Source organism: Hallerella succinigenes (assembly GCF_002797675.1).
Classification (GTDB): Bacteria; Fibrobacterota; Fibrobacteria; order Fibrobacterales; family Fibrobacteraceae; genus Hallerella; species Hallerella succinigenes.
This window is the reverse complement of the sequence record NZ_PGEX01000001.1, coordinates 663,069-677,553: the sequence shown is the minus strand read 5'-3', so window position 1 is coordinate 677,553 and position 14,485 is coordinate 663,069. Positions and strand designations below refer to the sequence as shown.

The window sequence follows — 14,485 nt, the reverse complement described above, 5'->3', positions numbered from 1 at the left end:
CCCACAAAAAAAGCCGATTTTCATCGGCTTTAGGCATATTACATGGACGATTTATCCATGAAAAGGGCTAAGGTTCCCAGGGCTTGACACCGTAAATGGTAATGTCGTCGATCCAGAACTCGAAGGAACCGCCGACACCACCGCCAAAGAGGTTTAGGTTAGTCACGTGATCCTTTACGTTGTCCCAGCCAAGATTAGCTCCGATTTTTAGGGAATCGGTTTCTAAAAGGTCCTTCGGAGTAATGACATACCGTTGCCAGGTTGTATCCAGTTCCAGATGCACCCAGGACTTTCCGTTTTCGTAGCCCAGGCTGTCCAGGGTCAGGGAATCCATGAGCACGTCGAAGGAGAAGCTTAGCCACTGGGTAGAATCCCCCTTGCTACCCCGGGCCCAAATTTCAACGGAGTCCAGCTCCGACAGGTCCACTATTCCGTTTAGGGAACGGCCCATAAGTACCCAGTTATAATTAGAGTCGGTTTGGTATACGAAATGGCCTACAAGACCGTCCCGTTCCGTGTCATACTGGGCATCGAGCGCATGGACAATCCCATATTTCGAAACACCTTTATACCAACCTTGAGTACTGTCCTCGAAATCCTCGAAGTAGACGATGGGGTAAACGTCTTCGGTATCCGATACGACAGAATCCGGAATGATTTCGATAGGACGCTGGCCGATCGTTACGTCTTCGACCGTCGCTTCGGACTCGACCTTTGTGGAACTCGAGCCCACCTGCAGATAGCTGCTCATGACCACCGGTTCGCCGTCGGAGCCGGTACTTTCGTAGGTGCGGTACACAAAGCCCACCACACTGAAAGTACCCGCAGGCAGGTTGTCAAATTCAAAATGGCCGAGGGAGTCGGTCTGCACAAAATAGTCCAGTCCCTGGATGCCCACCGTTACCGACTTCATGCCGGCAGGCAGGTATACCTGGCCCTTCATGGCCCCCGTAGAAAGCACGGTCATGGACAGGGAATCTACGGAACTGTCCGTCACTACCACCCGGGACGCGGCCCTTTCCATATTTTGACGGGCTTCGATGACATAGTAGCCGGGCTTGAGCCGGGGCAAGTCCACAAGGCCCAGAGAGTCCGTTACCAAGTTCAAGATACCCAAGGCGCTATCCGATGCCACTACTGGGGAATCCGATTCGGACAAGTCTTGATTTTCGGCAAAAGCATAATTGTTGGCACCTGCCAGGAAGTATGCCGGACGGACAAACACCTTGGAACGGGCGGCAGGGATGCCGCCTTCCCGTTGTACCGTCAGGGTCACCGCAATGGAGTTCTCCGTTTCAAGGGTAGATCCGGCCACGCTGTCTCCATCGGTACTGCAAGCAACGAAGATTCCACCCAATGCTGCAAAAGCCATTTTCCACACCCAGTATCTCATTTTGACTCCCTTTGGGCATCCTCCGTTGCGTTGACGGATCCAACCTCGCCTTTGCGCGCCACCGGGTAAAAAGCCATAGAAAGCTGCATTACACGGTCTGAATTTTTGGCACTATCAACCCGTTTCTGGACGAGGCGCCTGAATTCCCGGAGCATATCCCCGAGATCGTCAAAGCAGGCCTGGTCCACAGACAATGTAAGAGTAGAAATGTTTCTTTCGTCTACGGGAATGTTATCAAGGGCATCACTCGCCAAAGCGAGGACCTGTTTTTGGAACTTGCGGACCGCTTCCTTTTTTTCGGGGCCGCCCATCGTGAGGTGAGCATCGGTTAGGGCCAGCTTGCCAGAAGCCATCTTTTTCACCAGACCCACTTCCAGCAGGGTATCTACGGCCTCTTTAGCCTGTTCTTCGGTAATCGGGGGGCAAATATCCTTGGAAATTTGTTTATGGTTCACCACGCCACCGTTTAGTTCTAGGTAGGCGCGAACCGCCGGAATCCACCAGTTTTCCAATAATTTGAGCTCCGCGGCCTGGAGTCTATGCCGGTCCACGTCCCTAAGAGAGACAGCCTTAGCCATCAATTCTTCTTTTTTCGTCTTGTCCTTGACCACGGCGGCAGAAAAGAGCAGGTCAAAGTACTCGGCCTCGCGACCGGCCAGTTCCAGAATTTCCTTGGCGGCCGGAAGGGCATGAGCGGGCAAATGCTGCTTTTTTTTTAGCACACGGTACAAATAGCTGGAGTCAAGGCCCAGCTTGTCACCCATCATACGGTACGAATAGAAGGGCATTTCCGCCTTTTTACGGTCGTAATACTCCTTCAGGAAGTCGCGGTAATCCGATATGTCAGAAAACGTAACCATAGTTTTTTTTACCTATAACTTTACAATATTAAAGTAGACTGGACAGGTAAAAAAAAGTATACCTTGGGCGTATTTCCTGTGGACGTTTTATCCAAGACCCCGTAACGGAGGCTCTTTAGAAGACTCAAAGCCCGATAGGGTAGCCGATAAAGGCACATATAATTTCAATGTACATCCGTGCAGTAATTTGCTATCTTTGGCGCGATGGCAACGGATTCCGTAAAACGAACCCCTTGGGGCGATGAATGGCGCAGCGCTGTGGAGCGCTCTTTTGCCGTATATTCGCGTTCGGAGGCTCGTGCAGCCGACGTCAAGATTTCGGGGCGCACCGTCAAGGCTCGCATTGTAGACGGCTCCTGGAGCACGCAGAATGTAGAACTCATGATGTCGCGCTTTTCCGAGGAAGAAGAATCTCTGCTGATGGAAGGCTTAAAAAAGAATCCGGAACTCGCAGGCTCCCTTGCGCATCATCTGGAACCGAAAGAAACTCTTGACTTTGCCAAGGAGCAGGGCCTTAAAATGGTGCCCGGCGCGGGCGTCAAATTTTCGGTCAAATGCAGTTGCGGAATGCGCGGCATGTGCAATCACGCTTACGCGGCTTTGCACGGTATCGGTAAAAAGATCGACAAGGATCCGTTTACGATTTTCACCGTCCGCGGCATGGATGTTTGCCAGCTCGCGGAACAGTGCACGCAGGCCGCTTGGGAAGAAGAGCTTCCCGTGGAAAACGGCAAAACGGCCCTTCCCGTTTTTGCAGAAAAATTTACCCACGTTCCCCTTGAAGGTTCGGAAGAAATTTCGGAAGTTCCGGAATATGAATCGGCAAACATCGTGGATGCGCGCAAGGCGCTAGTGAATGCCGTTGCGCCGAATGCGGCTTTCCCCGAAGAATTTGTGAATCTTTACCGTGAAACGTGCCTAGAACAGTTTGCGGAAAGCTTTGAATGTTACCCGGAAAAATCGGTGGATCTTTCGGAAGGGGGAGTTGTCCGTTACGCGGGAACGGACCTTTGGATGTTCGGCAAGATTCCACTCGAATGGGCCGTAGACGCGGTTTCTGTGGAAGGTCCGACGGGAATGAGCAAGGCGGATATCTCGTTCAAGCTTTTGAATTACGCCCGTCAGACCGCTTTAGAAATACTGAATCGCGGATCGGTTTACCCCAAGCTTTTTGCGCTTGATAAAAAAGTGGCGCGTTTCTTTTGGCTTCCGCTCAAGTCCATTCCCGAAGTCCATGGGGCAATCGCGCGTTTGCAGGCTTGGATGCCGGTGAAGTTTGTGCGCAGTGAAATGGAATCCCCGAAGCAGATGACGCAGAATTCGGCAGAAATGCTTGTGACCGCGATCCTTTCCATTTACATGCGCCGCATCGATCCCGAAAAGAAGTTTAAAGACAGCCGCCTGTACGCCTTTTTCGGCAACGCGACTCTCGATTATTCGGGCGATGCCGCAGACGATATTTTGGAAATCGAAAAATGGCTCGCCGGCTATGAACTTTCGAATGCAAAATATTTGCCGGTGGTGAACGGCGCCGATGCGGGCTTTGGAAAAGTCGATGTCGATCTGGATTTTTTGGACCGCGATTTGAACAAGGCGCAGCCTTATTCCAAGCTTTGGACGCGGGAATTCCCGGCGGAAAAACGCGGACTCGTTTTGCGGGCCGTGCAGCCGATGCAAAATTTTTTGCCGGGTTATGATGAATACGTTTCGCGGAAGGCAATCGACAATATTCATCTTTCCGGAGAAAACCTGATTCGCTTTTTGAATGAATCCGTTCCGCTGTTTCGCGCTTTGTGCATCGGCATGAACCTGCCGGCGGGAATTGAACGGGTCGTTCGCGGCGTGCCGCATCCGCAGATTGTCCGTTCCGAAGAAAAGGCGCAGGCGGGATTCTGCCGACTGGAAAACCTTTTGCGATTGAACTGGTCCGTGGTTATCGGCGAAAAGGTGATGGACGGCAAACAGTTCATGGAGTTGTACGAAAAGTCGAAAGACCTGCTCTATTTTGAAGGCCAGTATTTTTACGTTACCCCGTCCGATGTCAAGCAGTTGAAGGACGGTTTGCGGGACCGTTTCAAGGTGCCTGCGATCAAAGTTTTACAGATTGCGCTCGCCGGCGAATTCGAAGGGCTCTCGGTGGAAATTGCGCCGGAAGCGCTCGAAGAAATTCACAAGCTCAAAGAAGAAAACGAATCTTCGATTCCGGTGCCTGCAGAAATCCAGGCGAACCTTCGCCCGTATCAGCGCCGAGGCTTTGCGTGGATGCTCGGCAATTCCAAGCTCGGATTTGGAAGCATCATTGCCGACGACATGGGCCTTGGTAAAACGCTCCAGGTGATTACCCTTTTGCAGCAGATGAAAAACGACGGAGCCTTTGACGAACGCAAAGCGATCGTCGTTGTTCCCACGGGCCTTTTGCAAAACTGGAAACGGGAACTCGCAAAGTTTGCACCGGGGTTGAAGGTTTGCATTTATCACGGTTCCAATCGCAACGTCGAAGGCGTGAATGCGGATATCTTTGTGACGACTTACGGCGTTCTCCGCTCCGATCAAGAACAGCTGACCGATATGAACTGGCAACTTGTGGTGATCGATGAAGCGCAGAATATCAAGAATGCGGGAACTTCGCAAAGCCGCGCTGTGAGAGCTTTGAATGCCCATGTGAAAATCGCGATGAGTGGAACTCCGGTGGAAAACCGCTTGATGGAATTCTGGAGCATCATGGACTTTTGCAATCGCGGGTTCTTTGGCAGTGCAAAGTCTTTCCACGAAGAATTCGAAAGGCCGATTCAGGAACGCGCGAACAAGCATTGCGCGGAACTCTTCCGCAAGGTCACGGCGCCCTTTTTATTGCGACGCCTCAAAACGGACAAGTCGATCATCGCGGACCTTCCCGAAAAACTCGAACAGAACGAGTGGGCAAGTCTTTCGCCCGAACAGGAAAAGCTGTACAACGATACTTTCAACAGCATCATGCAAAAGCTCGGCGAATTCGACCTGGAAAATGCGGAAGATAAATTCGAACGCAGTGCCGCCGTACTTCGCCTGATTACCGCCTTAAAACAGATTTGCAACCACCCGTCGCAATATTTAAAGGATGGCAAAACGGATCCCGCGCTTTCCGGCAAAATGGAATTGTTTCTCGACATCGTAGGTTCCATTCTCGATACCGACGAAAAGGTCCTTGTGTTTACGCAGTTTACGGAAATGGGCGAAATTTTGCAAAAGGTTCTCCATTCGAAACTCAAAACGGAAGCGCTCTTTTATCACGGCGGCATGTCGATCGGTGCCCGCGGAAAGGCGATAGACGAATTTGAAAAGGATCCGGATCGCCGCGTGTTGATTCTTTCGCTCAAGGCGGGCGGCACAGGTCTCAATTTGACCGCTGCTTCGCAGGTTATCCATTACGACTTGTGGTGGAATCCCGCCGTAGAGGCCCAGGCGACGGACCGTGCTTACCGTATCGGCCAAAACCGCCGCGTGGTCGTTCACCGCTTAATTACCAAAGACACTTTTGAAGAAAAAATCAACGACATCCTCGAAAGCAAAAAGAAAATTTCCGAGATGACCGTCGCGACCGGCGAAAATTGGATTACAAAAATGTCGGATGACGAACTTCGCGAAGTTTTCACGCTAGGTAAGAATTAAAATATAATTGTGAAACAATGGCTTTGATTGTGATATTGTATACAAAAAACTAAAAAAATGTTTATTATTTTACAAAAAACAATATTTTAACATTAAAATTGTGTATATTTGACCCAGTGATGTTCGCCACTGGAAAAAAGAAGGACTCCCGATTGCAGTCGGAAGTCCTTCGGCGAAGAGCATGGTAACTCTAACGGCTTGACAAAGATACCAAATTTCTTCGCTTCCGGTTTATTTTAACTGCCTCAAAATTTTGGGGCAAAGGAAAGATCATGCCAAATGATTTTATATCGGATGCCGACTCTAGAAATCGGTTAGCAGGACTTCAAAATTTGCTTGCTTCTGGCGAGCGTTCCAATACACTTTGTCCGGAAAAGGAATCTCCGTTTGCGTCTTTCTCGTTGCTGTGGGGGACGCCCGCAGGTACAACGCAAATTGCTCCATATTCTTTTTATGAGCTGTTCGCTGAGCCTGCTTCACAAGAAGACAAAATAGACTCTTTTTTACAGGTTATTCAAAATTTGGATGATTTGAACAGTATCCCCAAAGGGCAAAAAAAAGCGCGTGCTTTGGAAATTTCCCGAATTTTGAGGGATTTTGGAGGATACAAAGGATTGAAGTGGAATGTAACATCGGGTATTGCTGACCCATATATGAAATTTATGACCCGATGGAAGTATCCGAGCTATCAAAACAGTTTCTCCCCAAACGGTCGGTTCAAGTCTCTTGAATTTCCGGATTCCAGCGTAGTTGTCGACCTTCCCCATTTCAGCGCTTCACTTAGCCGGCATTTGGATTGCTATAGTGACGATTGTGCCTTGCCTACAGAATGGGCCAGTTGGGCTGGTGACATGTTCACTTACGCGGCGCATCTTGATTCCGTGAGAACGAACGATAGTCTAAGCTATGCTGCAATACGCGACACTGCATTGAACAACATTGGTGGTGCTCACCCCCGATACAGCAAATTCTTTGGTACAGGCGATTTTTATGCAGACATTGACGCCCGTAATATAGCTTCGTTAATAAACAACCGAAACTTATCCCTTTACGATGCAATTGACCGCTATTACAAGCAAAAAGAATTTAGCAGGTTCTTCACATTTGTAAATTCTTATGGAGGTTGGAAAAAATTTGCCGAAAAAGTAAACAAACATTATTTTTTCCCGTTGACAGTAAAATTGAATCCTTATCTTTTGGAAATTTCCAAAAGAGCGTTCATGAACAAGGTGCTTAAAGGACTTTTGAATGAAATCGGTTTGGATTAAAATGTTATTCGTGGTTGTCGCCGTTGCTGTGGCAACCATCCTTTTTTTCGCCATTGGGCATCTTGTAAAGGGAAATATATTCACAAAATTTCTTTTTTCAGACCACGTAAAAACAGTCGTTGTTGGCAACGTGGAATTTGCTGAATTCATTGACAAACCTGGTCAAAGATTCCTTCAATATGACGACAATTACGAGATTCGAATATGGTACAGATTCCTTGATGAATCGGATTACAGAATTTTGCATGATTCTTACTACTACAATCGCTATGTCAGCCCTAGTCCAGACGAAGTTTCATGCATGGAAACCTTTGAACGAAATGGATTTTCCTATATAGCGGCAACGCCCAATGTCGCGGTCCTTATCGACTCTACCAAAAAAAATCCTCCACCGACAACAGCCGTCTATGTAGTAGACCCCAAAGAAAAACGTTTCCCATTACGTATAGAGGTGGGTTATGACATTTATGGAGATATCACGGAAAGTTATTATGCTAATTGCAATCTACCACGAATAGATAAGCAAATTCATTCAAACTGCAAAATATCGACAAATTATTCTTATTGGCCTCGTAAAAAAAAGGAGGCAAAAAAATTCGGGGAAGACTTCAACGCCTACAGAAAACAAATGATGACCAATTTCACCTTTATTTCAGGCCTTTACGAGGCATTCAAGTCCTTTAATTTGAACACGGACTGCCTTGATTCTTTGAAACAGGAATACGTAAAGCCCAAATAAAATTAAACAAATGTACACTTGTAAACAGTAAACAATTTTTGATAGATTTGTTTGCAATATGCAAGAACCTTTTGCTGCATCTCGCATTGAATCCGCATTTGAAAGAATTGACAAAACCGCATTCGTTGACGAATTAGTGGATTCTGTTTCGCGATTAAAAGTATATTCGGCGCTACTAGAAAGATCCATCGCGCGGGAATCTTGCATGGCTTCGATGTATATCAAAGAAAGTTTGCATTCTAGTCGGATGGAAGGTACAAGGACCTCGTTGCAAAGCTCTTTGGAAAAAACAGCGCTTGAAGATGATTCCGACAAAAATGTCAATGAAGTGAAAAATTATTCGGCAGCGACGCGATATGGACGTGATTATCTAATGCGCACGGGAATTTTTACGGAGGAGATGTTCCTTGAAATGCATAGGATCCTTTTGAGTGGAAACGTGCATTGCTTAACGGATAATATTGGACTTTACCGCACTGAACAAAACTTTATTCAAAATGAGAATTCAAAAGAAATCACTTTTGTACCGCCAGAAGCAAAGTTTGTAAAACCGTTGATGGATAACTTGATTGCGTTTATGAATTCGCCTACATCTGGAGAGCGGAATTTGGTAAATGCGGCAGTTATTCATGAGCAGTTCGAAACAATCCACCCGTTTGCAGATGGAAATGGACGCCTTGGTCGAATGCTGATCCCGCTGTTTCTTTTTAAGGTTCACGAAATAGAAATGCCCTGGCTTTTTTTAAGTGAAGCTATTGAAAAAGAAAAATTCCGCTATTATAAAATGCTGAACGATGTCCGGGTAAATGGCGCCTGGAATGAATGGATTAAGTTTTTCCTTGGAATTGTGGATAGGCAGTGTGCCAAATACGAAGGTAATGTCTTGAAAATAGAAGAACTCTACGAGTTGAGCTTAAAGAAAATTGCAAAGATTTCTTCATCAAGATTGCTTAAACAAGTGTTTTCCTGTTTCTTTAAAAATCCGGTTCAGAACAGTCGCGCAATTGAAAAGGAAACAGGGCTTTCCAACACGACTGTCAATCGCATGTTGGATAAACTGACCGCCAATAATATCGTATTCTCCGACGAAAGAAAACGCGGTAATTTATATTACTTTTATGACTTAATTGAATTGTTATAACGCTAAAATTTTATTTACTTGAAGCAAAAAACGGTTCCTTTTACAGGAATCTTTTTTAAGTTTTTTTGATGTTTTCTTTCGGAAAGTTCCGGTTCGCAGCTGGTGAGGCGCATGAAGATTTTCGCATACTTGGTGAGCATGTTCTTCACGACTTCTGACGGAATTTCTGGACTCGGGTAGGTTTTGTCCTTGTCGAGAGGTTCGAGCCGGTCTCGCACGTACTGTTTGCCAAAATTTTCCTGATTCGATCTGGAAGAAAAAATCAACGACATCCTCGAAAGCAAAAAGAAAATTTCCGAGATGACCGTCGCGACCGGCGAAAATTGGATCACAAAAATGTCGGATGACGAACTTCGCGAAGTTTTCACGCTAGGTAAGAATTAAAAGCTATTATTGCAAACAAGTTTTTTTACGAGGAGTCCCTATGACTATAATGGCTATTTTCATCCTTTACCTGTTGATGATGCTCGGTATCGGATTTTATTTCTCTCGCAGGGCGAACAGTCTGAATTCCTATTATTTGGGCAATCGCGGCATGAATAAATGGGTCGTGGCGATGTCCGCTCAAGCTTCCGATATGAGTGGCTGGCTTTTGATGGGCCTCCCGGGCGCGATTTACCTTTCGGGCCTTTCGGAAGCGTGGATCGGTCTCGGTCTTGTCGTCGGAACCTATGTGAACTGGAAAATTGTCGGTCGCAGGCTTCGCAAGTACACGTATTACTGCAACGATTCCATTACGCTGCCGGACTTTTTTGCGAACCGCTTCCGGGACAAGCGCGGAATCATCCGCGTGGTTTCCGCTCTCTTTATTTTGATCTTCTTTCTGTTCTATACGACTTCGGGATTTGTCAGTTGCGGTAAATTGTTCTCAACGATTTTCGGTTGGGAATATACGACTTCTCTTTGGGTGGGCGTGATTGTGGTCGTGGGCTACACGTTCCTCGGTGGCTTTTTGGCGGTGAGCTGGACGGACTTTGTGCAGGGCGTTTTGATGCTGATAGCGCTTTTGCTCGTGCCGACGATTATCTGCGAAATGAACGACGGCTTTGCTCCGACAGTCGATGCGATGAACCAGGTGAATCCCTACTTGATGAACATTTTCACGAATGCTTCGACGGGTAAGGCGGTAACGATGATTTCGATCGTTTCTTCCCTGGCTTGGGGCCTTGGCTACTTTGGCATGCCGCATATCCTTGTGCGCTTTATGTCGATCAAGAATCCGGATGAGATCACGCATTCCCGTCGCATCGCCATGACTTGGGTTGTACTTTCGCTCGGTGCTTCAATATTGATTGCTGTGTTTGGACGTTATTATTTGATGCAGCAGGGCATAGCCTTGGATGATCCGGAACGTGTATTCTTGGTGGTGACGCAGAACCTGTTCCCGACCGTCATTGCGGCGATCATGATGTCCGCTGTGCTTGCGGCGATCATGAGTACAGCGGACTCCCAGCTCTTGGTTTCGGCGAGTGCTTTTAGCAATGATCTTTACAAGCGTTTGATTCACAAGAATGCAAGCAATCAGGAACTGATGCTGGTGAGCCGTGGCGTCGTGGTGGCGATCGCTCTTGTTGCGGGTTATCTCGCATTCCAGGGCCGTCCGGGTGCTTCGAGTGGATTTCTCGATGTGGTCATGAGCCTTGTGAGCTTTGCCTGGGCGGGTTTTGGTTCAACCTTTGGCCCGATCGTTCTGCTCGCCCTTTTCTGGAAGCGCATCAATCTTTCGGGAGCGATTAGCGGAATGATCGTCGGCGGTGTCGTTGCTTTTGCGTGGAAGTTCTACTTTTCGGGCTTTTCGAGCGACTGCTCGATTTTTGGATTGTACGAACTGGTTCCGGGCTTTGTGCTGAACTTTGTGACTGCGGTCGTGGTGAGCCTTTGCACGAAGAAGCCTTCCGATGAAATTGTTCAGGAATTTGAACGGGTGGACGCTTCCCGTTTGAGCGATCTGGATCTCGAAAAGGAAGTTCGCTAGAGAACCTTGTTTGGAACAGATTCTGTAAACGAAAAAGGACTCCTGTTGGAGTCCTTTTCCTATTGAAGCTTTTCGATGTTTTGTTTCGGAATTAAAGTTCCGGTTCGCGTCCGGTGAGGCGCACGAAGATTTCCACGTACTTGGCGAGCGTGTTCTTCACGACTTCAGCCGGAATTTCCGGACCCGGGTAGGTCTTGCCCCAGTCGAGAGTTTCGAGCCAGTCACGCACGTACTGCTTGTCGAAGCTTTCCTGGTTCTTGCCGACCTGGTACTTGTCTGCAGGCCAATAACGGCTGGAGTCCGGAGTCAAGACTTCGTCGATCAAAACGGTCTTGCCGTCGATTTCGCCAAATTCGAACTTGGTATCGGCGAGAATGATGCCCTTGGAAGCCGCGTAATCGCGAGCCTTCGTGTAGACGTCGAGGGACAGATCGCGAAGATCGGTAGCCACCTTTTCGCCGACGATGTCGAAGGTCTGTTCAAAGGAAATGTTTTCGTCGTGGCCCACGTCCGGCTTGGTGCTCGGCGTGTAGAGCGGCTTTTCGAGCTTCTGGCAGAGCTGCAGGCCTTCGGGGAGAACGTGCCCACAAATTTTACCGGTCTTCTGGTAGTCCTTCCAGCCGGAACCCACGATGTAGCCTCGCACGATGCATTCTACACTGTGACGCTTGGCTTTCTTCACGATCATCGAACGGCCGCGGAGGTAATCCTTGTACTTCTGGAGCACTGCCGGATATTCGTCCACGTTCGCCGTAATCAGGTGGTTCGGCATGCCGAGATGTTCGAACCAGAAGAGCGAAAGCTGGTTAAGAATTTTACCCTTGCCCGTAATCGGAGTGGGGAGCACCACGTCGAATGCGGAAAGGCGGTCGCTTGCGACCATCAGGAAGCTGTCGCCCAGGTCGTACATGTCACGTACTTTACCTTGGTGGAACAGTGGGACATCAGTAATCGGAGTATCGAATTTTAAGCTCATAGTGCTAAAAATTTAGTTAAATTCCGGGCATGAAAAAGATTGGAATTTGCGGTAAAATCGGTTCTGGCAAAAGTGCTGTCGGAGTTCTGCTCGCCGAAAAGGGTGCCTTTGTACTGGATTTAGACGTGGAAATGCACAGGCTTTACACGGAATCCGAGGAACTGCGCACGAAAATTTCCGAACGTTTCGGGGCGGTTTGCGTCCAAAACGGCACCGTGGACCGGGCCGCTCTCGCTTCTCAGGTCTTCAAAGACCCGAGATCCCTCAAGGATTTGGAAAAAATCGTCTATCCAATGCTCCAAAAGCATGCAGAAAACAAGCTCAAACGGATTGAAAATTCTGAAAATCCGCCGAAAATCGCCGCCGTGGAAGGGGCTTTGCTCTTCAAATGGCCCGAATTTTCCAAAAATTTGGCAGAAATTTGGGTGGTCCAGGCTCCGGACGACATTCGCCTCGAAAGGCTCCAAAAGCGCGGGCTTTTGAAGGATGATGCCCTCCGCCGCATGCAAATTCAGGCTCTGGACCCGCTTCCGCCGAATGACCACTATGAATATATAGATAACTGGGGAAGTCTCGCGGAATTGCAGGCTCTTGTTCTCCAAAAAGCTCAAATTTGAAACATTCCGCCTCGTGGCGGAATTTTTTTTGTAAAAAACATGTGGAGCAAGTAAAAAATCTGTAAAGAATCCCTCTGAAGGAGTTATTTGAAATTCTAAATTTGGGGCAACCACAATGGACGACCAAATAACACATCAGATGCGTTTGGCATCTCCAATAAGGATGAACCAACAATGTTGTTCTCGCAAATTGCTCAGTGCGTCATCTTCCTCATCGGTGGCGCGGGTATTTTCCTCCTCGGTTTACGATTCCTTTCGATGGGCCTACAAACGATCGCTGGGCCGACCCTCCAAAAACTCATTAGTAAGGTAACGAACCACTGCGTTCTAGGTATTCTTGTCGGCATGGGCGTGACCTGTCTTGTACAGTCGAGCGCCGTGACAATGGCGATGGTCATCGGGTTTGTAAACGCCGGGATCATGCAGCTGTCCCAGACTCTCGGCGTGATCATGGGTGCAAATATCGGTACGACGATTACGGGCTGGGTCTTGGTTCTTCATATGGACCAGTACGGGATGCCTCTCGCCGGTGCCTGTGCCCTGGTTTACTGCTTTGCTAAAAAAGAACGTATCAAGTATTCGGCCCTCGCCCTTTTGGGTGTGGGTCTTGTTTTTGTCGGTCTTGCGGCGATGAAGGTTTCGCTTGCCCCGGTTTCGAATAACCAGGACTTTTTGAACGCTCTTGCGGTCTTCAATGCGAATAATATTCTGAGCATTTGCGCGTGCATCTTGGTGGGCTTCCTCATGGCGACGATCATGCAGTCGAGTTCCGCTTCTCTCGGTGTGACGATTGTGCTTGCTTCCCAGGGCTTGATCGGCTTCAATACGGCTGCGGCTCTCGTGCTCGGCCAGAACATCGGTTGTACGATTTCCGCTTTGATGATTGCGGCGAATACTTCCCGCCACGCTCGCCGTGCGGCTTTCTTCCATTTGTTCTTCAACATCTTCGGTGTGGTTTGGGTGACGCTCCTCTTTGAACCGACGATTGCCGGGATGCGCTGGTTCTTGCACACGGCTTTTGGCATGGCGAACCCGGACGACCCAAAGAACGTGACTCTTGCGATTGCGCTTTACCACACGACTTTCAATATTGTGAACACCCTCGTCGTGCTGCCGTTTACGGGCAAGATTCCGGCGCTCCTGGACAAGTTCTTCCCGAACAAGGTGGTGCCGAAGCACGCTGTGGTGACAAAGCTCGACCCGGCTCTCATCAAGTCTCCGTTTGCTGCGATTACGCAGTCTGCCCGTGAAATGAACATGATGAACGACACGGTTCGCGACATGCTCAAGGATCTGCGCCTTGTTTTGGAAGGCAAGGCAGACAAGAAAATTGTGGAACGCATCTTTGAAGCTGAAGAGAAACTCGACATGGCTCAGACCGAAGTCATCAGCTTCCTCACGGGCCTCCTTTCGACGAGCGTTTCCAAGAGCATTGCAAACGATGCGGAACGCCAACTCCGCATGAGCGACGATCTCGAAACCGCATCCGACTACGTGACCCAGGCGTTAAAGCTTTGCCTGCGCCTGCGCGACCATAACGTTGCCTTCGACAAGTTGCACCAGGAAAGCCTGATTTCGTTGCACGATGCCGTGTCGGAACTCGCCGACGACGTCGCTGTCGTCTTGAATGATTCCCATGACGTTCATACGCTCGCCGCGATCCGTCGCCAGGGACATGAAATTACGGAACAGGTTCGTGACAGCCGTGCAAAGCACTGGGGTCATGTCGCCGAAGTCAGCGAAGATCCTCTGCTCACGACCACCTTCACCGACTTGCTCGGCACATACCGCAAGATCAAGGAACACTTGGTCACGGCAACGCATGCTCTCGGCTCCGAAATCATCGACGACGGTTCCCGCTAAAAAGT

11 protein-coding genes are annotated in these 14,485 nt (G+C 48.6%); 7 read left to right on the top strand and 4 right to left on the bottom strand.

Features of this window, described 5'->3' with window-relative positions:
• Positions 1 to 67: 67 nt before the first annotated feature.
• The gene (locus BGX16_RS02915; protein WP_100424718.1) at positions 68 to 1,372 is read right to left on the bottom strand and encodes a hypothetical protein; all 1,305 of its coding nucleotides are present in this window, start codon (positions 1,370 to 1,372) and stop codon (positions 68 to 70) included.
• A 17-nt stretch (positions 1,373 to 1,389) separates the two neighbouring features.
• Positions 1,390 to 2,253 (bottom strand): DUF4423 domain-containing protein, encoded by an 864-nt coding sequence (locus BGX16_RS02910; RefSeq protein WP_100424717.1) that lies wholly within the window; start codon positions 2,251 to 2,253, stop codon positions 1,390 to 1,392.
• A gap of 204 nt (positions 2,254 to 2,457) precedes the next feature.
• Here BGX16_RS02910 and BGX16_RS02905 point away from each other — a divergent pair, with 204 nt between their 5' ends.
• The 4 genes from BGX16_RS02905 to BGX16_RS02890 all read left to right on the top strand — a co-directional run bounded on the left by BGX16_RS02905 (position 2,458) and on the right by BGX16_RS02890 (position 9,049).
• Entirely contained in the window at positions 2,458 to 5,901 is a 3,444-nt protein-coding gene (locus BGX16_RS02905; RefSeq protein WP_100424716.1) for a DEAD/DEAH box helicase, read from the top strand.
• A gap of 272 nt (positions 5,902 to 6,173) precedes the next feature.
• Positions 6,174 to 7,169 (top strand): hypothetical protein, encoded by a 996-nt coding sequence (locus BGX16_RS02900; protein WP_100424715.1) that lies wholly within the window; start codon positions 6,174 to 6,176, stop codon positions 7,167 to 7,169.
• Positions 7,150 to 7,908 carry a hypothetical protein gene (locus BGX16_RS02895; protein WP_100424714.1) on the top strand — a complete coding sequence of 253 codons (759 nt, stop codon included), beginning with the start codon at positions 7,150 to 7,152 and terminating at the stop codon, positions 7,906 to 7,908. Before BGX16_RS02900 ends, BGX16_RS02895 begins: the two co-directional genes overlap by 20 nt.
• A gap of 58 nt (positions 7,909 to 7,966) precedes the next feature.
• Positions 7,967 to 9,049 (top strand): Fic family protein, encoded by a 1,083-nt coding sequence (locus tag BGX16_RS02890; RefSeq protein WP_100424713.1) that lies wholly within the window; start codon positions 7,967 to 7,969, stop codon positions 9,047 to 9,049.
• A 14-nt stretch (positions 9,050 to 9,063) separates the two neighbouring features.
• Here the strand turns inward: BGX16_RS02890 and BGX16_RS14780 are convergent, their stop codons facing one another.
• Positions 9,064 to 9,321, bottom strand: coding sequence for a hypothetical protein (locus tag BGX16_RS14780; protein WP_198514843.1), 258 nt, complete (start codon positions 9,319 to 9,321; stop codon positions 9,064 to 9,066).
• A gap of 152 nt (positions 9,322 to 9,473) precedes the next feature.
• Between BGX16_RS14780 and putP the strand changes: the two genes are divergently transcribed.
• Positions 9,474 to 11,024, top strand: a complete 1,551-nt coding sequence (putP, locus tag BGX16_RS02880; RefSeq protein WP_100424712.1) for a sodium/proline symporter PutP — start codon at positions 9,474 to 9,476, stop codon at positions 11,022 to 11,024.
• A 91-nt stretch (positions 11,025 to 11,115) separates the two neighbouring features.
• Here putP and BGX16_RS02875 read toward each other — a convergent pair whose 3' ends face one another.
• Positions 11,116 to 12,000, bottom strand: coding sequence for a phosphoribosylaminoimidazolesuccinocarboxamide synthase (locus BGX16_RS02875; protein WP_100424711.1), 885 nt, complete (start codon positions 11,998 to 12,000; stop codon positions 11,116 to 11,118).
• A 29-nt stretch (positions 12,001 to 12,029) separates the two neighbouring features.
• On the opposite strand from BGX16_RS02875, the gene coaE reads away from it, so the two are divergent.
• Both coaE and BGX16_RS02865 read left to right on the top strand, forming a co-directional pair.
• Positions 12,030 to 12,617, top strand: coding sequence for a dephospho-CoA kinase (gene coaE / locus BGX16_RS02870; protein WP_100424710.1), 588 nt, complete (start codon positions 12,030 to 12,032; stop codon positions 12,615 to 12,617).
• A gap of 174 nt (positions 12,618 to 12,791) precedes the next feature.
• On the top strand, positions 12,792 to 14,480 hold the full coding sequence (locus tag BGX16_RS02865) for a Na/Pi cotransporter family protein (protein ID WP_100424709.1): 1,689 nt from the start codon (positions 12,792 to 12,794) through the stop codon (positions 14,478 to 14,480).
• Positions 14,481 to 14,485: the final 5 nt, after the last annotated feature.